26 protein-coding genes are annotated in these 17,987 nt (G+C 51.7%); 20 read left to right on the top strand and 6 right to left on the bottom strand.

What is annotated here, in order from left to right; genetic code table 11:
• Window positions 1-166 precede the first annotated feature (166 nt).
• The 6 genes from ACO6VG_RS02650 (at window position 167) to ACO6VG_RS02625 (ending at window position 3,466) form a co-directional block, all read left to right on the top strand.
• Window positions 167-550 (top strand): DUF6362 family protein, encoded by a 384-nt coding sequence (locus tag ACO6VG_RS02650; RefSeq protein WP_422472589.1) that lies wholly within the window; start codon window positions 167-169, stop codon window positions 548-550.
• Between the two features lie 180 nt (window positions 551-730).
• Window positions 731-2,023 (top strand): site-specific DNA-methyltransferase, encoded by a 1,293-nt coding sequence (locus ACO6VG_RS02645; protein ID WP_422472587.1) that lies wholly within the window; start codon window positions 731-733, stop codon window positions 2,021-2,023.
• Window position 2,024: 1 nt separating this feature from the next.
• Window positions 2,025-2,300, top strand: a complete 276-nt coding sequence (locus ACO6VG_RS02640) for a flagellin (protein WP_034835171.1) — start codon at window positions 2,025-2,027, stop codon at window positions 2,298-2,300.
• 16 nt (window positions 2,301-2,316) lie between these two features.
• On the top strand, window positions 2,317-2,760 hold the full coding sequence (locus ACO6VG_RS02635) for an N-acetylmuramoyl-L-alanine amidase (RefSeq protein ID WP_422472585.1): 444 nt from the start codon (window positions 2,317-2,319) through the stop codon (window positions 2,758-2,760).
• Window positions 2,757-3,125, top strand: a complete 369-nt coding sequence (locus ACO6VG_RS02630) for a 3TM-type holin (protein WP_422472583.1) — start codon at window positions 2,757-2,759, stop codon at window positions 3,123-3,125. Before ACO6VG_RS02635 ends, ACO6VG_RS02630 begins: the two co-directional genes overlap by 4 nt.
• Window positions 3,126-3,319: 194 nt before the next feature.
• Window positions 3,320-3,466, top strand: coding sequence for a hypothetical protein (locus ACO6VG_RS02625; protein WP_422472582.1), 147 nt, complete (start codon window positions 3,320-3,322; stop codon window positions 3,464-3,466).
• A gap of 53 nt (window positions 3,467-3,519) precedes the next feature.
• Here ACO6VG_RS02625 and ACO6VG_RS02620 read toward each other — a convergent pair whose 3' ends face one another.
• Window positions 3,520-3,999: a DUF3489 domain-containing protein gene (locus ACO6VG_RS02620; RefSeq protein ID WP_422472580.1), complete on the bottom strand. Its 480-nt coding sequence runs from the start codon at window positions 3,997-3,999 to the stop codon at window positions 3,520-3,522.
• 19 nt (window positions 4,000-4,018) lie between these two features.
• The gene (locus ACO6VG_RS02615) at window positions 4,019-4,192 is read right to left on the bottom strand and encodes a DUF6900 domain-containing protein (protein WP_422137678.1); all 174 of its coding nucleotides are present in this window, start codon (window positions 4,190-4,192) and stop codon (window positions 4,019-4,021) included.
• A 153-nt stretch (window positions 4,193-4,345) separates the two neighbouring features.
• Here ACO6VG_RS02615 and ACO6VG_RS02610 point away from each other — a divergent pair, with 153 nt between their 5' ends.
• From ACO6VG_RS02610 to ACO6VG_RS02600, 3 genes are read left to right on the top strand one after another with little or no spacing between them, the layout of a single operon-like run.
• Complete coding sequence (locus ACO6VG_RS02610) at window positions 4,346-4,834, top strand: hypothetical protein (RefSeq protein WP_422472578.1); 489 nt, start codon at window positions 4,346-4,348, stop codon at window positions 4,832-4,834.
• Window positions 4,831-6,678 (top strand): phage terminase large subunit family protein, encoded by a 1,848-nt coding sequence (locus tag ACO6VG_RS02605; protein ID WP_422472576.1) that lies wholly within the window; start codon window positions 4,831-4,833, stop codon window positions 6,676-6,678. The genes ACO6VG_RS02610 and ACO6VG_RS02605 overlap by 4 nt, the downstream gene beginning before the upstream one ends.
• A gap of 3 nt (window positions 6,679-6,681) precedes the next feature.
• Complete coding sequence (locus ACO6VG_RS02600; protein WP_422472574.1) at window positions 6,682-6,882, top strand: phage head-tail joining protein; 201 nt, start codon at window positions 6,682-6,684, stop codon at window positions 6,880-6,882.
• Here ACO6VG_RS02600 and ACO6VG_RS02595 read toward each other — a convergent pair.
• A complete protein-coding gene (locus ACO6VG_RS02595) occupies window positions 6,879-7,130 on the bottom strand; it encodes a BrnA antitoxin family protein (RefSeq protein ID WP_422472572.1) in 252 nt (83 codons plus the stop codon). The two genes, ACO6VG_RS02600 and ACO6VG_RS02595, sit on opposite strands and share 4 nt — an antisense overlap.
• A complete protein-coding gene (locus ACO6VG_RS02590; RefSeq protein WP_422472570.1) occupies window positions 7,108-7,386 on the bottom strand; it encodes a BrnT family toxin in 279 nt (92 codons plus the stop codon). Before ACO6VG_RS02590 ends, ACO6VG_RS02595 begins: the two co-directional genes overlap by 23 nt.
• A 59-nt stretch (window positions 7,387-7,445) precedes the next feature.
• On the opposite strand from ACO6VG_RS02590, the gene ACO6VG_RS02585 reads away from it, so the two are divergent.
• Genes ACO6VG_RS02585 through ACO6VG_RS02550 form a run of 8 tightly spaced genes read left to right on the top strand, consistent with a single transcriptional unit; the run spans window position 7,446 to window position 13,360 of the window.
• Window positions 7,446-8,939: a phage portal protein gene (locus ACO6VG_RS02585; RefSeq protein ID WP_422472568.1), complete on the top strand. Its 1,494-nt coding sequence runs from the start codon at window positions 7,446-7,448 to the stop codon at window positions 8,937-8,939.
• Window positions 8,917-9,903, top strand: a complete 987-nt coding sequence (locus tag ACO6VG_RS02580) for a head maturation protease, ClpP-related (RefSeq protein ID WP_422472566.1) — start codon at window positions 8,917-8,919, stop codon at window positions 9,901-9,903. The genes ACO6VG_RS02585 and ACO6VG_RS02580 overlap by 23 nt, the downstream gene beginning before the upstream one ends.
• Window positions 9,904-9,954: 51 nt before the next feature.
• The gene (locus ACO6VG_RS02575) at window positions 9,955-10,335 is read left to right on the top strand and encodes a head decoration protein (protein ID WP_422137686.1); all 381 of its coding nucleotides are present in this window, start codon (window positions 9,955-9,957) and stop codon (window positions 10,333-10,335) included.
• Complete coding sequence (locus ACO6VG_RS02570) at window positions 10,332-11,327, top strand: major capsid protein (RefSeq protein ID WP_422472564.1); 996 nt, start codon at window positions 10,332-10,334, stop codon at window positions 11,325-11,327. The genes ACO6VG_RS02575 and ACO6VG_RS02570 overlap by 4 nt, the downstream gene beginning before the upstream one ends.
• Window positions 11,312-11,611, top strand: a complete 300-nt coding sequence (locus tag ACO6VG_RS02565; RefSeq protein ID WP_422472562.1) for a hypothetical protein — start codon at window positions 11,312-11,314, stop codon at window positions 11,609-11,611. The genes ACO6VG_RS02570 and ACO6VG_RS02565 overlap by 16 nt, the downstream gene beginning before the upstream one ends.
• Window positions 11,595-12,197, top strand: a complete 603-nt coding sequence (locus tag ACO6VG_RS02560; RefSeq protein ID WP_422472560.1) for a hypothetical protein — start codon at window positions 11,595-11,597, stop codon at window positions 12,195-12,197. Before ACO6VG_RS02565 ends, ACO6VG_RS02560 begins: the two co-directional genes overlap by 17 nt.
• Window positions 12,190-12,591 carry a hypothetical protein gene (locus ACO6VG_RS02555; protein ID WP_422472558.1) on the top strand — a complete coding sequence of 134 codons (402 nt, stop codon included), beginning with the start codon at window positions 12,190-12,192 and terminating at the stop codon, window positions 12,589-12,591. The genes ACO6VG_RS02560 and ACO6VG_RS02555 overlap by 8 nt, the downstream gene beginning before the upstream one ends.
• A gap of 25 nt (window positions 12,592-12,616) precedes the next feature.
• Complete coding sequence (locus ACO6VG_RS02550) at window positions 12,617-13,360, top strand: hypothetical protein (RefSeq protein ID WP_422472556.1); 744 nt, start codon at window positions 12,617-12,619, stop codon at window positions 13,358-13,360.
• A 10-nt stretch (window positions 13,361-13,370) separates the two neighbouring features.
• Here ACO6VG_RS02550 and ACO6VG_RS02545 read toward each other — a convergent pair whose 3' ends face one another.
• Both ACO6VG_RS02545 and ACO6VG_RS02540 read right to left on the bottom strand, forming a co-directional pair.
• Window positions 13,371-13,658 carry a type II toxin-antitoxin system RelE family toxin gene (locus tag ACO6VG_RS02545; RefSeq protein ID WP_422472554.1) on the bottom strand — a complete coding sequence of 96 codons (288 nt, stop codon included), beginning with the start codon at window positions 13,656-13,658 and terminating at the stop codon, window positions 13,371-13,373.
• The gene (locus ACO6VG_RS02540) at window positions 13,648-13,899 is read right to left on the bottom strand and encodes a type II toxin-antitoxin system Phd/YefM family antitoxin (RefSeq protein ID WP_257287973.1); all 252 of its coding nucleotides are present in this window, start codon (window positions 13,897-13,899) and stop codon (window positions 13,648-13,650) included. Before ACO6VG_RS02540 ends, ACO6VG_RS02545 begins: the two co-directional genes overlap by 11 nt.
• A gap of 97 nt (window positions 13,900-13,996) precedes the next feature.
• Here ACO6VG_RS02540 and ACO6VG_RS02535 point away from each other — a divergent pair, with 97 nt between their 5' ends.
• Genes ACO6VG_RS02535 through ACO6VG_RS02525 form a run of 3 tightly spaced genes read left to right on the top strand, consistent with a single transcriptional unit; the run spans window position 13,997 to window position 17,908 of the window.
• Window positions 13,997-16,984: a tape measure protein gene (locus ACO6VG_RS02535; protein ID WP_422472552.1), complete on the top strand. Its 2,988-nt coding sequence runs from the start codon at window positions 13,997-13,999 to the stop codon at window positions 16,982-16,984.
• Window positions 16,984-17,373: a hypothetical protein gene (locus ACO6VG_RS02530; protein WP_422137693.1), complete on the top strand. Its 390-nt coding sequence runs from the start codon at window positions 16,984-16,986 to the stop codon at window positions 17,371-17,373. The genes ACO6VG_RS02535 and ACO6VG_RS02530 overlap by 1 nt, the downstream gene beginning before the upstream one ends.
• A gap of 55 nt (window positions 17,374-17,428) precedes the next feature.
• A complete protein-coding gene (locus ACO6VG_RS02525) occupies window positions 17,429-17,908 on the top strand; it encodes a hypothetical protein (protein ID WP_422472550.1) in 480 nt (159 codons plus the stop codon).
• Window positions 17,909-17,987 lie beyond the last annotated feature (79 nt).

The raw sequence follows: 17,987 nt of genomic DNA, 5'->3' as shown, positions 1-17,987 counted from the left end.
TCAACTCAGGCTTTCCGAATTCTGGAATCCGAAGTCTGTAAGTGATTGTTTATTAAGTAATAATTTCTAGATTTCAGAATTCAACAACACCGTATATATAAATATATACAGGCGAGCCTCCTTCAGGTCGCCTCGCCTGTATAACAAAACCACAGGAGGCGAAGTCATGGAGTGCAAGGATGAACTGGCCAATCGCTATCGGGAAGCCTGGCTGGTGGCACGACGTGTGTCGTCAGGTATTAATCTCCGGTACTCCGCCTTCTGGCCCGAGATCAATCCCAACCGCTGGGAAGTTTACCAGGGGGAAAACAAAATCCTGAGACTGCCTGAGCCTTCCGAGGATGAGGTCGACCGCATGGTGCAGTGCATGCGCTGGCTGCGCTGGGTCAGCGAGGAGGAGCGCAAACTGATCTGGCTTCGTGCTTCGGGACTGCCCTGGAGAGTGATTGCTGAAGACCTGGGTGTGAACCGGAAGACACCTTACGCACACTGGCGCAAAGCCATGAGCCGGATTGCCATCCATTTGGCCGGAGGACGTAACCCGGAGTAACCCGAAGTAACTCGTAGTATCCGGTTTTGTCCGGGTAAATCCAAAATAGAGGCCTGTTCAAGGGTTGGACACTTTCGCCAAATTTGACAAGAATTAACGCTAAGCTCGAAGCGAATTACACCTGAACCTCACACCTCCCCGGTTTGAGGTTTTTTTGTCCCTGGAAATCACGGAAGAACCATGTCCAGAATCCTTGTTGAAGCCATCGAACATCGCTCAGTTGCCAGCCTGGTGCCCTACGCCAACAATGCCCGGACTCACTCCGATGAGCAGGTGAACCAGATTGCCCGGTCCATCGAGGAGTTCGGGTTTGTCAATCCGGTGCTGGTGGGCAGTGATGACGTGATCGTAGCGGGTCATGGTCGTTTGATGGCGGCGAAACAACTAGGCATGGAAACCGTGCCGGTGATCGTGCTGGGGCACCTTTCCGAAACCCAGCGTCGTGCGCTGGTGATTGCTGACAACCAGATCACAGCCAATTCAGGCTGGGATGAAGACCTGCTCAAGCAAGAGCTGGCAGAACTGGATGCCCTGGATTTTGACCTGGACCTGATGGGTTTTTCTGATGAAGACCTGGAAGGTTTGCTGCTGGTGGACGAGCCTGAAGGCCAGACCGACGATGATGAGATTCCTGAGCCGGAAGAGCACCCTGTCAGCCAGCTGGGTGATGTCTGGATTCTGGGGAGTCACCGGGTGCTTTGCGGCAGTGCTACCGAGCAGGCCGATGTGGAAACACTGATGGCAGGCCAGCTGGCGGATATGGTGTTCACCGATCCACCCTACAACGTCGACTACGCCAACCCCGAGAAAAACACTAAAGCCAAAAAAGACCGCCGGATCAAGAACGACAACCTGGGCACTGAGTTCCATGCTTTCCTGCTGGCCGCCATGACCAACCTGCTCGGGGTCTGCAAGGGGGCGATTTATATCTGCATGTCGTCGTCGGAGCTGGATACGCTCCAGAAAGCCTTTCGGGAAGCCGGTGGCAAGTGGTCCACGTTTATCATCTGGGCCAAGAACACGTTTACCCTGGGGCGCTCCGACTACCAGCGTCAGTACGAACCGATTCTCTACGGCTGGAAGGAAGGCAATGAACACTTTTGGTGTGGTGCCCGGGATCAGGGCGATGTCTGGTTCTACAGCAAGCCTGCCAGGAACGACCTGCATCCCACCATGAAGCCGGTAGAACTGGTGGAACGGGCTATCCGTAACTCTTCCAAAACCCATGACATTGTCCTGGATCTGTTTGGCGGTTCTGGCTCCACATTGATCGCCTGTGAGAAGTCTCACCGAAGTGCCTGTGTGACTGAGCTGGACCCCAAGTATGTGGACGTTATTGTGCGCCGATGGGAGGAGTACACCGGCAAGGAAGCCTATCTTGAATCCAGCAATCTGACCTTCGAACAAACCAGAGACGACCGCCAGGGAAGGCGGAAGTGTCTCCTTGCTACGGAAGAAAAGGAGACCGAATGACATGGACGATCTCTCAAGGCGACTGGATCAGATTGATTCCAAGCTCGACAAGCTGAGCGATGCGGTGTCTCGCCTGGCCATGATCGAGGAACGGATTACCCACCAGACCAGCAACCTTTCCCGCCAGGATGAACGTCTGGATGAACAGGAGAAGCGCATCCGGAAGCTGGAGTTCCAGGCCAGTCGCCGGGGAGTGATGCTGGGCTATATCGAACGGTTCGGCTGGATCGTGCTGACCGCTGCTATTGGGCTGCTGTCTTACTTTCTCAAATCATAAACTCAGGGGATGAGTGATGGGCAAGCGTAAGGAAACCAATTATATCGTCGTGCATTGTTCGGATACCCGGGCTAATCAGTATGTGACTTTTGATGACATCAAACGCTGGCACACCATGGAGCGGGCCTTCCTGGATATTGGTTACCATTGGGTGATTGAACGGGACGGTTCGGTAAAGCAGGGTCGGCCTATTGATGACTGGGGTGCTCATGCCAAAAGCCACAACCACGAGAGCGTGGGTATCTGTCTGGTGGGTGGCCTGGATAAGAACAACCTGCCGGAAGATAACTTCACTCAGAACCAGAAGCGAATGCTGAAGTTCCTGGTGGCTGGTCACCAGGCGCTTTATCCAAACGCTGTCGTGCATGGCCATTACCACTTCAGCAAGGTGAAGACCTGCCCGAACTTTGATGTACATCACTGGCTGAGACAGGAAGGATTACTGGGAGGCAAGCGGTGAGTCTGGTGGCTGCCATTCCAGTGATCGGGAAGGTCATCGACAAACTCTTTCCTGATGCGAATAAAGCCAAAGCAGCCAAGGTTGAACTGACCGAGATGCTGCTCAACGGTGAGCTGGACGAACTGGAACAACAGGCGGGTGTCGTCAAAGCGGAAGCTCAGGGAGAAAGCTGGCTGCAAAGAAACTGGCGACCCATGGTGATGCTGGTGTTTACGGTATTAGTCGTGTGTCGTTGGATGGGTTGGTCAGCACCAAACCTCACAGAAGCAGTGGAACTGAAACTGTTCAACATTATCCAGCTGGGCATCGGCGGATACATTGCCAGCCGGGGGCTGGAGAAGGTGACAAGAACATGGAAAGGCTGAGGCGCAATTTAAGTCGATCTGAGAGGCGCTTTTTAAATGCAGGGAGCGTCTCGGGATCGAAGAGAACGTTTGACAGACGGCTTCTGACGACTGTTTCGGGGTCCCTGTGCAGTGACTTCTAGTGCGGGTATGCATCAGCGCGGAATAGCGCCAGCGACAGAGTGAAAATCGGGGTTGACACTCAGGTTGACAGAATGAGCTTCAGCCCAGTAATGGCGGGGCTTTCCGGTGTCAACCAGCCAGGGATTTTGTCAACCAAACTGTCAGCCTTTGCGGCCAGGGTTGTCAACCTGGTTGACAGATCTGAGGTGCCACTAAAACTTGAGTTCAATGGCCAGTAGAATGGAGCAATAGCGACCGTCAGCCAGCCGCCTTGCAATTCGGGAGCGGGTGCTCATGCGATCTCTCCCTGAAAGAGCGCTTCCAGCCCGGCGGTGATCCGGTAAATGCGATCCTTGCCTTCAGGCTTCTCCGATTCAATGGTCAGTCCCAGTCGTTTTTTTAAGGCTCCTGCCAGAGTGCCGCGAACCGTGTGCTGTTGCCAGCCGGTCTCGCGCATGATTTCGTGGATCTCAGCGCCCTCGGGTCGGCTCAGCAGCTCAATCACCCTGTGGAGTTTGGTGCCGGTGCGGATCTTGCCCTTCTGGGCAGGTTGGTCGTCTACCGGGAGGCCAATGGCTGCCTTGCCCTGCGGGCTGATGTCGTAGGTGTCAGCCTTTTTCATAGGGATCAGAAAGCCTTTACTGGTCAGACTGTCCAGCACTTTTTTCCGGGCACCTCCTTTCAGGGTGAGCTTGTTAGCGTCAAGGGTTCCTGTCTCAGCGGCTTGCTTCAGAACAGTCTCTTGGGTAGCAGTGAGTTTTGTTGTTTTCATGGTGCTTCTCCTTTTGGGGTTATTGTTTTTGGCCTTGTTTCAGGCCCAATTGATAAGCCTGTTCCAAAGCCTTTTTGACTTGCCAGACGGCGACTTCCTCGAAGTCTTCCGAGGTGTTTCGGGTTTTGAGGGTGTCCATTAGCAGGGTTTTTTGGGCGATGGTTTCCAGGGCTTGTTCGGTCTTCTTATTCATGGCCTGTTTCCTTTTTGATGCTTGTTTGCGTTATGTACAGTAAGGCTCCATAACCGGTGGTTATCAAGGAAAAAACTATTAATAATCAATAGGTTGTCGAAAAAGGAGGGCGCATCCGGCCAAGGCGGGACAGGGGAGGTTATACAGATCGCTATGACGCTCATCTCGCAATCGGAATTCGCCAAACGTCAAGGCTGGAGCCGCCAATATGTGGCCAAATTGGTCAAGTCCGGCAAGATTCGCCTGCACAAGGGCAAGGTCAACCCGGATGAGGCCCTGAAGGCGATTCAGGCCCAGGCTGAGCCCTCGACTTTGCTTAGGAAACCTGTTTCCCAAGATACTCTGCCAGTGGCCCCCACTGATTCAAGACAGGCGGTGGATTTCGTTACGGCTCGGACCATGCGGGAAGCTTTCAGAGCCAAGATGGCAAAGATGGAGTATGAGGAAAAGGCCGGAAAGCTCACCGAAGCCAGCAAAGTTCGAGAAGATGCTTACCGGGCGGGACGAATGCTGAGGGATGCTTTGTTGGGCATCCCGGATCGACAAGCGGATGTCCTGGCGGCAGAAACCGATCCTCGCAAAGTACGACAGCTGTTGATGGATGAACTGGAAGAAATCCTTTCTGAGCTGAGTGGCCCATGACTTCACCTTATCTGGATGGTTTTTTTGCAGGTCTGAAACCTGACACACGACTGACCGTTTCAGAGTGGGCCGATGAATACCGCATTCTGCCCATGAAAGCGGCCAAAGAGGCCGGTCGCTGGCGAACCGCTCGGACGCCTTACCTCAAAGAAATTATGGATTGTCTGTCACCCTCTTCGGATGTGGAACGTGTCGTTTTTATGAAAGGTGCACAGGTCGGTGGCACCGAATGTGGCAATAATTGGCTGGGCTATGTGATCCATCATACGCCCGGTCCCATGATGTATGTGCTGCCGACGTTGGATATGGCCAAGAGAACCTCCAAGCAGCGCATAGCGCCGATGATTGAAGAGATGCCGATTTTGCGGGAGCGGGTGAAAGACCCTCGTTCCCGGGATTCTGGCAATACTCAAATGGTGAAGGAGTTTCCTAACGGTGTACTGATCATCACCGGAGCCAACTCCGCCACAGGGTTGCGCTCCATGCCTGCCCGTTTTCTTTTTCTGGATGAAATAGATGCTTATGAAGATGATGTGGATGGGGAAGGCAGTCCTATTAATCTGGTCATTAAACGGACGGCGACGTTTTCCCGTAATCGAAAAATCCTGATGGTGTCGACTCCCAATATTGCCGGGGCCAGCAAGGTTGAATCGGCCTATCAGGCCAGTGACCAGCGACAATACCATGTGCCTTGTGTTAACTGTGGGCACTTGCAACCCATAGAGTGGCAGCAGATAAAGTTTGAAAACCAGGACCCGGAGACGGCTTGTTTTGAATGCATCCAGTGTCAGCATCAAATGCTGGAACATGACAAACCCAAATTACTGGAGAATGGGCAGTGGAAGCCTCAGAATCCAGAGAGTGACGGCAAAATCCGGGGCTACCATCTGAATTCACTGTACAGTCCTAACGGCTGGTACAGCTGGAAAGATGCAGTGGCGGATTTTCTGGCGGCCAAAGATGATCCGGTTCTCTTGAAAGACTGGACCAATACCGTGTTGGGCCAAACCTGGCAGGAAGCGGGAGAAACCGTCGATTACGAATTACTTTACCAGCGTCGTGAGCACTATGTTGCTGAAGTACCTTGGTCAGTAGAAGTGCTGACCTGCGGTATCGATGTTCAGGATGACAGGGTCGAGTATGAAGTAGTGGGCTGGGGTGCCGGTGAAGAGAGCTGGTCCATTGATTACATCCGGCTCTATGGCGATCTGAGTCGTCCGGAGATCTGGAAGATTCTGGCGGATAAACTGAGGACGACTTATCGGCGGCAGGATGGGGTATTGATGAACCTCGCCCAGATTTGTATGGACTCTGGTGGTCACTTTACCGATGAGGTGTATGCCTTTTCCCGTAAGCAGGGGGCCGACTGGTTGATTCCGATCAAGGGCGCATCCCAGTCTGGCAAACCCATCGCTACCTTCCCGAAAACTCGCAACAAGAAAGGTGTCTACCTGACTCTGGTGGGTACTGACACGGCCAAAGAACTGATCTATCAGCGTTACCGAATTCTGGAGCCAGGCGCAGGTTACTGCCACTGGCCGGTGAAGGACAGCTTTGATGAAGATTACTTCAAGCAGGCTACGGCAGAAGAAAAGGTGCGCAAATACAAACACGGGGTCGCTTACTTTGAATGGGATGCCCGCAAAAAGCGGAATGAAGCTCTGGACTGTCGGGTTTATGCCCTGACTGCGGTGCGTATTCTGCAGCAACACCGTGGATTGAATCTGGAGCAACTGGCTGCTCAACGTCCGGAGCCAGAAATTAGGGTAGAAGCGTCTGAATCAGAGGCTTTGACTCAAGCCCGATCCCGACGATTTTCTCGCAGCAGCTACCTGAATGGATAACGCATGATTACAGAAGCTGAATATCAGGCTTTGAAACGAGCCGTGTTACTGAGAGAAACCCGCACAGTGGAGTTTGAAGGTCGTAAGGTGGAGTATGCCAGCTTCTCAGAAATGGAAAGACGACTGCAGGCCATTGAGCGGGAATTGATCAAACAGCAGCAGCGACCCCGGCAGTATGGGGTTTATTCTCGCAAAGGGATTTAGCGAGACTGTTGGGTTTCCATATATTTCCTGAGCAAGTTATTGATACGTGTCTGGTAGCCCTGCCCCTGACTTTTAAACCACTCTAGAACATCGGAGTCCAACCGGATTGTGACGGGCTTTTTAACGGGCAGGCGCAGATCAGCCTGGTTAAAAAACTCATCATCCAGCTCGGGGATGTCAGAGGTGTCAATTTCATCATCGCTCATGGCTTCAAGCCGTTCCCAGTCAGTTCCAGATGCTTTCTTCATAGCGCTTGATCTCTCTTTTGGTGGCTTTTCGGGCTGAAATGATCCGCACAATATCGCCGACCCGTTCTGTGTAGACCACTACCCCGGTATGGTGATGAATGCGTCCAATGGTGATCCAGCGTTCTTCATCATAACTCGTTCGGTCATCAACCTGACAGAGCTGAGGATGATTGAAAATATCGACAGCATCTTCAAAGGCTATCCCGTGTTTGCGGATATTGGCCTGATTTTTTTCCTCATCCCATTCAAATTGCATGGTAAAACCAGTATTTACATTTGTACATACAAATTAGCATAAATTTCAGGAAATACTGAATGGGCTTGAAACATCGTATTGCAGGCTGGCTACTGCCCGAACTGAAAAACCTGGCTTATACCTCGGCAGGGCAGGGTCGCAGAAGCCAGAGTTGGATGGCACCTTCTACCGGTCCCAATAATTCCCTGACCGGCAATCTTGGAACCCTGATCAACCGCTCCCGGGCAGCGATTCGTAATGATCCCTGGGCTGCTTCCGGGCTGGAAAAGCTGGTCGCCAATATTGTCGGCACTGGCATCAAGCCCAAGTCAGAAGCCCGGGATGATGGGTTTCGTAAAGAGTTACAGGCCCTGTTTCTGGACTGGACCGATGAGTCCGATGCCGATGGCCAGCTCGATTTTTATGGCCAGCAGGCTCTGGCCATGCGTTCGGTATTGGAAGCTGGAGAGTGCTTTGTTCGCTTCCGTCCCCGCAAACCCGGCGATGGTTTGAGTGTGCCACTGCAGCTGCAATTGCTGGAAGCGGAGTTTGTCCCCTGGGATTACCACGATGATCTGAAAAAGGGTCATAAGATCCGTGCAGGCATTGAGTTTAATGCCATCGGGCAACGTGTCGCTTACTGGATGCACAAGCAGCATCCTTCGGATTACACCACACTGGATACTGCCGACCTGCGACGGGTGCCTGCCGATCAGGTGTTGCATCTTTATGAACCGCTGCGGCCAGGTCAGCTGCGTGGGCAACCTTTGTTGAGCCAGGTGCTGCTTCGAATGTATCACCTGGACAAATTCGATGATGCCACGCTGCTTCGGCAGGAAATCGCCAACCTGTTCACCGGCTTTATCACCAAACCGGCTCCGGAAACGGAAAAGGTCGATCCGCTGACTGGTCGGCCCATTGTCTATGACCTGCAAGGTGTTCCTATGGTAGCGATGGAACCGGGCACCATGCAGGAGCTATCACCGGGTGAGGAGATTACGTTTAACACACCACCAGGAGCGGCCAGCAATTACCCGGACTTTATCCGTCAACAATTGATGGCGGTATCAGCGGGTATTGGTCTGCCTTATGAGATCCTGTCCGGCGATATGAAAGGCGTCAGTGACCGCGCTTTACGGGTGGTGCTTAATGAGTTTCGTCGTCGTATTCAACAGATCCAGCATAATCTGATGGTGTTCCAACTTTGTCGCCCGGTCTGGAAACGATGGCTGGAACTGGCCGTACTCAGTGGGGCGATTTCAGCCCCGGACTTTCATCGAAACCCAACGCACTATCGCAAGGTGAAATGGATTCCCCAGGGCTGGGCTTACATTCATCCGGTCCAGGATGTGCAGTCCCAGAATCTGGCAGTCCGTAGTGGTTTCAAATCTCGTTCAGAAGTGGTCTCTGAACAAGGCTACGACAGCGAACAAATTGACGATGAGATCGTAGCAGATAACCAGCGAGCCGACGAGCTGGAGCTGCAATACGACAGTGATCCCAGAACTCAGGGAATAAACAACACCATCATGGAAGAGGAACCCGAGAACGATGAACAAAAAGCCGCTCAATAAGAACCGGGTCTGGTTCACGTTGAAAAATCAGTCCGGCCAACCGGCGGAGTTGCTGATTTACGATGTAATTGGCGATTGGGCAGGCTTATCTGCCCGGCAACTGGTCAGCAGCCTGAAAGATCTGGACACGGATGACATTACCGTTCGGATCAACAGCCCCGGTGGCTCAGTGTTTGACGGAGTCGCCATTTACAACGCCCTGCGTTACCACAAGGCTAACATCCATGTCCGGATTGAAGGGCTGGCGGCCAGTATCGCCAGTGTCATCGCTATGGCAGGTGATACCATACATATGGCTGAAAATGCCCTGCTAATGATTCACAATCCTTTCGGCTGGGTCGGAGGTGATGCCGGTGAGCTGCGCAAAATGGCGGATATGTTGGACAAAACCACCGAGGTGATTGCCCAGACCTACTGCAATCGCTGTGAATTAGATCTGAAAGCCATGCTGAAACTGATGGACGAGGAGACCTGGTTCACTGCCACTGAAGCCCAAGGCCATGGCCTGATTGATGAAGTGGAAGCACCGGTGAAAATGGCAGCTCATTTCGACCTTTCCAGCTTTATGCATCCACCTCAGCCCGCAAACTCTGAATCTGAAAATGGGGATAAAGGCGCTCATGCCCTGGCAGTAATGACCTTGTGTAATCAGGCCGGTTACCCGGAAATGGCTGAAACTTTTGTCCGCCAGCAGCAGGGTATCGAAGACGTCAAAGCTCGTCTGGCGGAATGTGAAACGATCAAATCGCTGTGTGCAGCAGCGCACTGTGAAGATCGAGCCGGACAGTTTATCCAGTCTGGCAAGACGGAAGCTCAGGTGCGTACCGAACTGCTTGATCTGCTCTTGCAGGATGACGACAGCATCAATAACCAGCTGACACCCAATCAGCAGGATAAAAAAATCCAGCCTCTGGTGGATACCCAGGCCGTTTACCGCAAGCGTAACGGTCAATCGGCAGCCTGAAACCACTCACCCTTTCTTAATTTTCCCTTTCTCACTCAAAGGAACTGAACCATGCCTGTGATGACAGAGCCGGTGCATGCTGGCGAATTTATCGTGTCCGAAGGAAACAACAGCATCAGTCGCGAGCTGGTCGAACTGGCTCCGGATCTGGCGCTACTGCCCGGAACCATTCTTGGCAAGAATACCTCTACAGATGTTTATGGCCCTATTGATCCGGCAGCTGTCACGGGTTTGCAAATGGCCGCTGGAGTGCTTTGGGATCATGTCATTACCGATGCCACAGGCGGCGAGGGCGTCATCATTGCCCGACTGGCAGAAGTGGATCAGGAGTTACTGGTCTGGCCGGAAGGCATCACTGACGAAGAAAAAACGACGGCGGTTGAGGAGCTGTCGTCACTGGATATCATTCTCAGGACAGGAGAACAGGGATGAACTTGCTGGATATTTTTAACAACGATGTCTTCAGTCTGACCAGTCTGACTGCAACTCTGAACGATATGCCCTATAAGCCGGGGCGTATCGGTGAACTGGGGCTGTTTACTGAAAGTGGCATTAACACCACCACGGCCATTGTTGAGTCAAGGAATGGTGAGCTGATCCTGCTGCCCACTTCCGAGCGCGGTGCTCCGGCTGCCCAGGCTCGCGGAGGCAAGCGGAAGGTACGCAGTTTTGTGATCCCTCATATTCCCTATGACTCCACCATCATTGCTGATGAGGTGCGCAATGTACGAGCCTTTGGTTCTGAGAGTGCTTTGGAAGGGGTGAAAACGGTGGTTAATGATCGACTGTCGTCCATGAATGCCAATCATGAAGTGACCCTGGAGCACTTGCGACTGGGAGCTATCAAGGGACAGATTCTCGATGCCGATGGCTCCAGTGTGATCTACGACCTGTTTCAGGAATTCGGTGTCACCCAGCAAACCCATACCTTTAAATTCAGTGTGGCTGAAACGGATATCCGGTTAGAGTGTGTGGCTCTTCGCAGGAAGGTAGACACGGCTCTGGGCGCTCAGCCCTACACGGGATTAAGAGCCTTCTGCGGTGCGGATTTTTATGATGCTCTGGTTGGACACGACTATGTCAAAGATGCTTACCACCGTTACCAGGACAGCGCTTTACTGCGCAATGATCCCAAGACCGGATTCCGGTTCGGTGATATCGATTGGGAAGAGTATCGTGGACAGGTAGGCGATATTCCTTTCATTAAACCGGATGAAGCTTACGTGATCCCGGAAGGCACCGGCATCTTCCGCACCTGGTTTGCCCCAGCGGACTTTATCGAAACCGTGAATACCATTGGTCTGCCTCGGTACGCGAAACAGAAGATTCTCGACTTCGATAAGGGTGTGCAGGTCCACACCCAGTCCAACCCACTCCCCATCTGTCTTAAGCCAAGAGCCGTGATCAAATGCAAGATGAGCTAAGTGATCTGAAACGGCAGTTACTGGCTACCTTTGGAGAGGCAGTCACACTGAAAAAGTCAGATGACAGTAGGCTGGAAGTGACGGGCATTCTGACTCGCGAGCTGGTGCCTACGGGTCCTTATGAACAGGTGTTGCAAGAGATCACGACATTGGCCTTGACCACGGATGTAAAGGTGAGCCGGGGCGATGAGGTGATTTCAGCAGAACAACGCTGGACAGTTGAGCGGAAACTGAAAGGCGATGGTCAGATGAACTGGTGGTCACTCCATGAAGCTGGAGCTTGAGCTGGATGACAGCATTGATGAGCTGATCCGTTTCTTCCAGAACACCCCGGAAACTCTCCAGCTTGCTATTCGAAGGTCGCTGAGGAAACTGTCTCGATTTGCTGAGCGACGAACCCTGAGAGCATTAGCTCGAGAGCAAGGCATTACTCAAAAGAAGCTAAAAGAGCTGGGCCGGGTCAAGATCAATCTACTGCAACCGGGTGAGCGAGGGAGTGAAGGCTATAGTCTGGTGATCTGGATTGGTGCCTGGGATATACCGGCTCATTATCTGGGCAAACCCAGACAGACCAGACAAGGTGTCAGAACTGGCAAGCATTTCTGGGGAGGGGCTTTTTTAATGCAGCCGGTCAATGCTACACACTCGATGGTCTTCAGGCGAAAAGCCAACTGGCGGCATAAATACCAGCGCTCCAAAAAATCCGGTCGCATGATGTGGATGGGCTTGCCTCTGGAAAAGAAGACTTTGCCGATCCTGAACAGTGCCATTCAGGTACTGGAAAAGCTTGAGCCCATTTTACTGGAGCGGTTTGCCACCCTGATGCAGCAAGAACTGAATTTCATCGTCAACGGAGCCGGTCATGCTTAACCCAGAACAACAACTGGTTAGCCTTTTGGTAGGTGTTCTGGAGACAGTGTGTAATCAGGTATTGTTGGGCTATGCTGCCACCGGCATTGAACAGGGTCTGAAGCCGCCAGCCATCTTGTTGCAGCTGGAATCAATCAGTGAGCTACAACAACAGGGCAGCCGTCGTAAAGATCAGTGGCTGTTTAATCTCAGTGCTGTGGTGCCGACCAATGACCGGGCAACTTATGCCCTGCTGGAATTTTCCAGAATGATTCGACAAGCCCTGAGCAATGATAAAGCCCTGACAGAACATTGCCGCAAGCTGACCTTCTCTGAAACCCAATTTGATATTGCCCCCAGTCAGGGACAGCTGTCTTTTGCAGATATCACCCTGACTCTCGAAACCGTTTTTTAAATCCTCTTCAAGGAAGGAGAATTCTATGTCTACTATCGACCGCAGCTTTATCGGTGCAGGCAGTATCCATATTCAGCCCTATGATAAATCAGCACCACTGCTGCCCATTGGCAATGTCAGTGAGTTTAACTTCAGCTTTGAAGAAGATCGTAAAGAGCTGAAAAACTATCTGGGCGGTGGTGGCAATCGCAATGTTATCAGCCGAGTGTCGGGTATTACTGCCAATCTGGTAGCTCATGATTTTACCGCCAGCAATATCTCTCTGGCACTACGAGGCAGTGTCACAGAGGCTGCAATCACCCCGGTGACTGATGAAGCGCAAGAAACCTATGGTGTGGCGGATGAACTGATTCCTTTCCAGCGGTTACCTGATTTGAGTCAGACCATCACGGTAAAAGACAGCCTGGATACCGTATTGGTAGAAGGTGACGACTACCAACTGATGAAATCTGGCATTCAGGTCGTTGAAGGTGGAGGTATTGATGACCAGGGCATCAAGGTTAGTTACACCCCACTTAAGGCTAATATGGTTCAAGCCCTCGTAGAGTCCGGGCGGGAGTTTACCTTGTTTATGGAAGGGTTGAATGATGCTCAGGAAGGCTTGCCCTTCAATATCCGGGTGCATCGGGTGAAGTTCTCGCCGGTGCAAAATCTGGGCTTTATCTCGGATGACTTCGCCAGCATTCCCTTGCAAGTGGATGTGCTGGCGGATTCGTCGATTTCAGGCAATGGGCTGAGTGCGTTTATGCAGTTGGATCTGGCTGGGTAAGGGAGGATGCTTATGGGCGTCGTTTTCTTAAGGTCTTATAGACAGCGTCCTTGTCTCGCTTGTCGATGGCTAATACATAGACAACAATCTCCTTATCAATAACTTCATATGCCAAGCGATATCCAGCTGTCCGTAGTTTGATTTTGTATACGTTGTCGTAGCCTTTCAGTTTGGCCGAGGGAACATGGGGGTTCTCCAGACGCTCTGCCAGTTTTTTCTTAAACTGGTTACGCAATGGAGAGGCCAGCTTGTTCCACTCTTTCGTAGCTGCCGGAAGGAACTTGAGCTTATAAGTCATCCAGGTTCACTTCCACAGCCTGATCCAGGTCTTTACGACGTTCCTCAACCAGTCTGGATAACTCCTGGTCATCCAGGGCATCCATTAACCATTCGTAGGTCTCTGCCGGAATCAGATAAGCCGTCGGCTTATTGTGATTAAGGATTGCTATAGGTGAACCTTCTGACTGGGCCAGCAGTGCTGTCGGGTTTTTCTTGAGCTCTGAAATACTGGCCGAGCAATCTGCTAATACCTGTCTCATTATAAATACTCCTTATTTAATTCTAAAAACAGGTCTTATATTAGACCATTTTTATTCTAGCTGTTAACTTTATTGCGTTTGACTCAGGGAGTGGACTATGTCTTCCATCAAGGAATCCGCCCTTCGGCTGGTACTAAAAGCCAAAGACTCCCTATCCAAAACCGTCTACCAGTCAGCAACCTCCCTCGAATCCCTCCGCAAAGAAGCCCAAACCCTCAAACAAAAACTGTCTGATTTGCAGAAGCAAGATCGTCTTCTGTCGTCTTTCCAAAAACAGACAGCAGCCGTTCTAGATACAGGCAAAGCTTACCGGGAAGCGGAAGCCAGGGTTGAGAAACTGGCCAGGGAGTTTCAACAGGCTGAGAAGCCTTCCCGGTCTCTTAAGCGTTCTCTGGAGTCCGCTCGTAAATCCGTGGTGTCAGCCAGCCGTTCTTACAAGGCTCAGCGCCAGAAGTTATCTGAGCTGCGCGGCAGTTTGGAGCAGGCAGGGCTTTCCAATAAGAATCTGTCTGTTCAGCAGCAGCGTCTGCAAAAGGAGCTGAAAGAGACGGCTTCTGCTTTGCAGAAAGTGGATGCCAAAGCCAAGAGTTCTACTCACTCCTTCAAACGTTCCGGCTTCATGCAGTTAGCCCGAGATGCAGATCGGGCATCTGGTAGTATGGGGCGTTTGTCGCAGCGGTTGGGCGCTCTGGTGGCGGCCAGTGTTGGCTTATATACCATCAAACGGGCCATTCAGGGACTGCTTGCCACAGGTGATCAGTTTGAGCGTCTGCGGGTACAGCTCAATGCCGTGATGGGCTCGGTGGCTGAGGGTGAGCGGGCCATTCAGTGGATCAAGCAGTTTACCCGTGAGACGCCTTATCAACTGGAGCAGGTGGCGGAGGCTTTTGTACGACTAAAGGCGTTCGGTCTTGATCCCATGGACGGCAGTATGCAGGCCATGGTGGATCAGGCTTCCAAGCTGGGCGGTGGCATGGAGCGTCTGAATGGGATTTCCCTGGCGGTTGGGCAGGCCTGGGCCAAGCAGAAGTTGCAGGGCGAAGAGATTCTGCAACTGGTAGAGCGGGGTGTTCCGGTTTGGGAGTTGCTGGAAAAAGCCACTGGTAAAAATGTTCAGGAACTGCAGAAGCTCTCCACAGCGGGCAAACTGGGTCGGGATAGCATTGCCCTGCTGATCGAGGAAATTGGCAAGAGCTCTGCCGGGGCTGCCGCTGAGAATATGTCCCTGTTGTCCGGTTACGTCAGCAACCTGAAAGACAGCTGGCAGAACTTTCTGGATGAAGTGGCCCAGAGTGGCGCATTGTCTTATGCCAAGGATCAGCTCAAAAGCCTTTCGGACCAGATCAGTATTATGTCTGAAGATGGTCGTCTGTCTCGACTGGCTCAGTCTATCAGTGATGCGTTTGTGCAGATGGGTGAGGCGATCAAGGCCAACTTTACCGGGCTGACGTTTGAAGAAGTGGTAGCCAGCATTCAGTCTGCCAGCCAGCGTATTGCTTCCACACTGGCCAGTCTCAACAACACCTTCACTCTGACGGGTAATGCTGTCCAGTTGCTGTTTAATGGCTTTACCCTGGCCGTTAAGTCTTTTGGACTGGTGTTCAGCGAAGTTATTTCATCCGTTTCCCGAGGGATGGGCAGTCTGTTGAATGCATTAGGTGCGACAGAGTCGGCCCAAAAACTTCAGTCCTTTGGTGAGTCGCTGAAAGCGGTGTCGGCGGGTTTCAGGGAAGCGGTGAAAGAAGATGTGCAGGACATTAACCACAGCTGGCAGTCACTGGGTGAGGCTATTGTTCAATCCAGTCAAAGTACCCAGCAAGCTATCCGTAATGAAAGCCAGAAAACGACAGCGTCCGTTGAGCAAGACGTCGTCAAACTCAACTCGGTCTATGTCCAATCCGGCCAGACCGCCAAGAAAGCCTTAACCGATGCCGCCGATGCCCTGAAGCAGATCAATGCTGCTGAAACCCGCACAGAGCTGGCTGATCTGGCCGTGAAACTGTCTCAAGCCTTCTCTGACGGTACCCTGACCCAGGAGCAATACAACGAAGCACTGGCAGCCAGCAGAGAGAAACTGGCCGAGCTGGAAGACGGTGCCAACTCAGCTGCAGATGCAGCCCGGTCATTGGGCGATGCCGTGAATGAGGCTGGAGATAAACAAGCACAGGGGGCAGAACGTGCATCCGGCACACTCAATGGTTTAGTGGGTTTTTACAACAACATCACCTCCGAACTCTACGGTCTGAGCGCCCAGGCAGAAGACACTTTCCTCAACATGCAAGGCGCTACTCAGATCGATACCACTGACACTCTGGGTGAGCTGGGACAGCTGAAAGCGACACTGGCTGAAACCAAAGAGGAAGTCCAGGCTCTGGCCACCGCCAATGTCGGACTGGATACCACCGGCATCGGACACTGGATGAAGGATACAGCGACCAATGCCGCTTCAGTAAGAGCTGAATTTTATGAGCAGAAGATCGCCCTGGAAGACCTGGTGCAGAGCTATGAAAACGGCTCTGTGTCGGCCCAACAGATGGCCAGCGATGGTCAATACCTGGCTGACAAACTGAACCTGCTCAACCAGCAAGACCTGGATCGTTTGAATCAAGCCATCGAACAAGCCAACGACAGTATGCAACGGCTGTCAGACAGCACCCAAGGCACACTGGACAGCCTTCAGGATGAACTGGATCGCCTTCAGGGTAGGCAGGGCGATATCGAGCAACGCCGCTATGAAGCCCGAAAGAAAGACCTCGAACTGGAGCTGGCCATCGCCAAACAGGACGGTGACTCTCAGGCGGTGAGCAACCTGCAGAAGGCGCTCTCGCTCAATCAATCGATCCGGGCCGAGAAGCAGCGACAGTATCAGCTTCAGCAACAAGAGAAAGTACAAAAGCAAAGGGAGCAGCAAGCTCAACAGGAAAAATCACGTATTCAAACCCAAAGGCAACCCACCCAAAGTAGATCACCAGAGAAAGTCATTCGTCTGGAATACCCGGGAGGTCAGGTGGATGTTGGCGTTAAGCCGGGTGATGAAAGACGACTGCTGGAAGCTCTGAAAAATGCCGGAATGAGGTCTGCCTGATGACACTGGATACCATCACACTGCCTGACGATTTGTTATGGATTAATGAGTTCGACTGGAACCCTGTGGAGCAGAGCCAGGATCGCAGCCTGACCGGAGGCTTGCTGGTTCAGGAGCAGTCAAAACAATCGGGTAGACCCATAGAGTTATCGGGAGGTTTGGACGCCGGTTGGGTAGATCGTTCAACAGTCGTTGAACTGCAGTCTCTCAGTGAATTAGCCAATAAAAGCATGCTTCTGAAACTTCCTGATGGGCGTCAATTTACTGTCATTTTTGACCGAACTAACGGTAGCCCAATTGAAGCAAGGCAGGTTCTACCTTCTGCATATCCTGATGACCATCATTTTTATCAGCTCTCTCTTCGATTATTGGTAGTTCAAGGCACATGAAATGGTTATCTCGACAACTATACTGTCAGAACTAGCAGAACAAGGAAGTCAGCTGATGGATATAAGGAAAACAGAGGGAAAGTCGGTTACATTTTCTGAACCCGAGAAGTCTGAAGCGCCTGAAAATGATGCTTCTTGGGAATCTCGAAAAGTTGAAAAAGCCTGCAAAAGAAAACCAGAAGAAACCAAACAAGAAGCTCCAGAGTCCAAAAAGAGTAACTTGCAGCCAACTGCAACATCTGTTTCAGATAAATCGTTGTTGGAAAGAGAACTGGAAGAAATCAACACTGCTTTAGCAGAGGCAAGGTTAAATCCTAATTCGGATGCAGACGAAGAAAGGGCTCGCGTTGATGTGAGGTGGTACAAATCAATTGTTAATCGGATGAAAGGTAAAGGGCTTTCTCTGGAATCTTTATCCAATAAGAACTCAGAAGAAGTGATAACATTTTTGCTTGAAAATAAAGTTATCACGCAGACTACGTCCATGCGTATAAGAATGCAAGGAGTTGACTTGGAAGGCTCTCCGTACTGGTAACTGAATTCTTGTTTAATCCTTCTTCAACATAAAAACCACTCTTGAGGGTGGTTTTTTTTCGTCTAAAGAAAAGGAATTT

Source organism: Endozoicomonas sp. ALB032 (assembly GCF_049310125.1).
Taxonomy (GTDB): Bacteria; Pseudomonadota; Gammaproteobacteria; order Pseudomonadales; family Endozoicomonadaceae; genus Endozoicomonas_A.
This window is presented reverse-complemented; position numbering and strand designations above follow the sequence as displayed.

Excerpts from the sequence above, each read along its gene's own strand:
- ACO6VG_RS02545 (WP_422472554.1), bottom strand. The coding sequence starts at position 13,658 with ATGACTTATAAGCTCAAGTTCCTTCCGGCAGCTACGAAAGAGTGGAAC.
- ACO6VG_RS02530 (WP_422137693.1), top strand. The coding sequence starts at position 16,984 with ATGACACTGGATACCATCACACTGCCTGACGATTTGTTATGGATTAAT.
- ACO6VG_RS02605 (WP_422472576.1), top strand. The coding sequence starts at position 4,831 with ATGACTTCACCTTATCTGGATGGTTTTTTTGCAGGTCTGAAACCTGAC.
- ACO6VG_RS02615 (WP_422137678.1), bottom strand. The coding sequence starts at position 4,192 with ATGAATAAGAAGACCGAACAAGCCCTGGAAACCATCGCCCAAAAAACC.
- ACO6VG_RS02560 (WP_422472560.1), top strand. The coding sequence starts at position 11,595 with ATGAAGCTGGAGCTTGAGCTGGATGACAGCATTGATGAGCTGATCCGT.
- ACO6VG_RS02535 (WP_422472552.1), top strand. The coding sequence starts at position 13,997 with ATGTCTTCCATCAAGGAATCCGCCCTTCGGCTGGTACTAAAAGCCAAA.
- ACO6VG_RS02610 (WP_422472578.1), top strand. The coding sequence starts at position 4,346 with ATGACGCTCATCTCGCAATCGGAATTCGCCAAACGTCAAGGCTGGAGC.
- ACO6VG_RS02550 (WP_422472556.1), top strand. The coding sequence starts at position 12,617 with ATGTCTACTATCGACCGCAGCTTTATCGGTGCAGGCAGTATCCATATT.
- ACO6VG_RS02540 (WP_257287973.1), bottom strand. The coding sequence starts at position 13,899 with ATGAGACAGGTATTAGCAGATTGCTCGGCCAGTATTTCAGAGCTCAAG.
- ACO6VG_RS02645 (WP_422472587.1), top strand. The coding sequence starts at position 731 with ATGTCCAGAATCCTTGTTGAAGCCATCGAACATCGCTCAGTTGCCAGC.
- ACO6VG_RS02595 (WP_422472572.1), bottom strand. The coding sequence starts at position 7,130 with ATGAAGAAAGCATCTGGAACTGACTGGGAACGGCTTGAAGCCATGAGC.
- ACO6VG_RS02580 (WP_422472566.1), top strand. The coding sequence starts at position 8,917 with ATGAACAAAAAGCCGCTCAATAAGAACCGGGTCTGGTTCACGTTGAAA.
- ACO6VG_RS02600 (WP_422472574.1), top strand. The coding sequence starts at position 6,682 with ATGATTACAGAAGCTGAATATCAGGCTTTGAAACGAGCCGTGTTACTG.
- ACO6VG_RS02620 (WP_422472580.1), bottom strand. The coding sequence starts at position 3,999 with ATGAAAACAACAAAACTCACTGCTACCCAAGAGACTGTTCTGAAGCAA.
- ACO6VG_RS02555 (WP_422472558.1), top strand. The coding sequence starts at position 12,190 with ATGCTTAACCCAGAACAACAACTGGTTAGCCTTTTGGTAGGTGTTCTG.
- ACO6VG_RS02640 (WP_034835171.1), top strand. The coding sequence starts at position 2,025 with ATGGACGATCTCTCAAGGCGACTGGATCAGATTGATTCCAAGCTCGAC.
- ACO6VG_RS02625 (WP_422472582.1), top strand. The coding sequence starts at position 3,320 with ATGAGCTTCAGCCCAGTAATGGCGGGGCTTTCCGGTGTCAACCAGCCA.
- ACO6VG_RS02565 (WP_422472562.1), top strand. The coding sequence starts at position 11,312 with ATGCAAGATGAGCTAAGTGATCTGAAACGGCAGTTACTGGCTACCTTT.
- ACO6VG_RS02575 (WP_422137686.1), top strand. The coding sequence starts at position 9,955 with ATGCCTGTGATGACAGAGCCGGTGCATGCTGGCGAATTTATCGTGTCC.
- ACO6VG_RS02525 (WP_422472550.1), top strand. The coding sequence starts at position 17,429 with ATGGATATAAGGAAAACAGAGGGAAAGTCGGTTACATTTTCTGAACCC.
- ACO6VG_RS02570 (WP_422472564.1), top strand. The coding sequence starts at position 10,332 with ATGAACTTGCTGGATATTTTTAACAACGATGTCTTCAGTCTGACCAGT.
- ACO6VG_RS02585 (WP_422472568.1), top strand. The coding sequence starts at position 7,446 with ATGGGCTTGAAACATCGTATTGCAGGCTGGCTACTGCCCGAACTGAAA.
- ACO6VG_RS02650 (WP_422472589.1), top strand. The coding sequence starts at position 167 with ATGGAGTGCAAGGATGAACTGGCCAATCGCTATCGGGAAGCCTGGCTG.
- ACO6VG_RS02635 (WP_422472585.1), top strand. The coding sequence starts at position 2,317 with ATGGGCAAGCGTAAGGAAACCAATTATATCGTCGTGCATTGTTCGGAT.
- ACO6VG_RS02590 (WP_422472570.1), bottom strand. The coding sequence starts at position 7,386 with ATGCAATTTGAATGGGATGAGGAAAAAAATCAGGCCAATATCCGCAAA.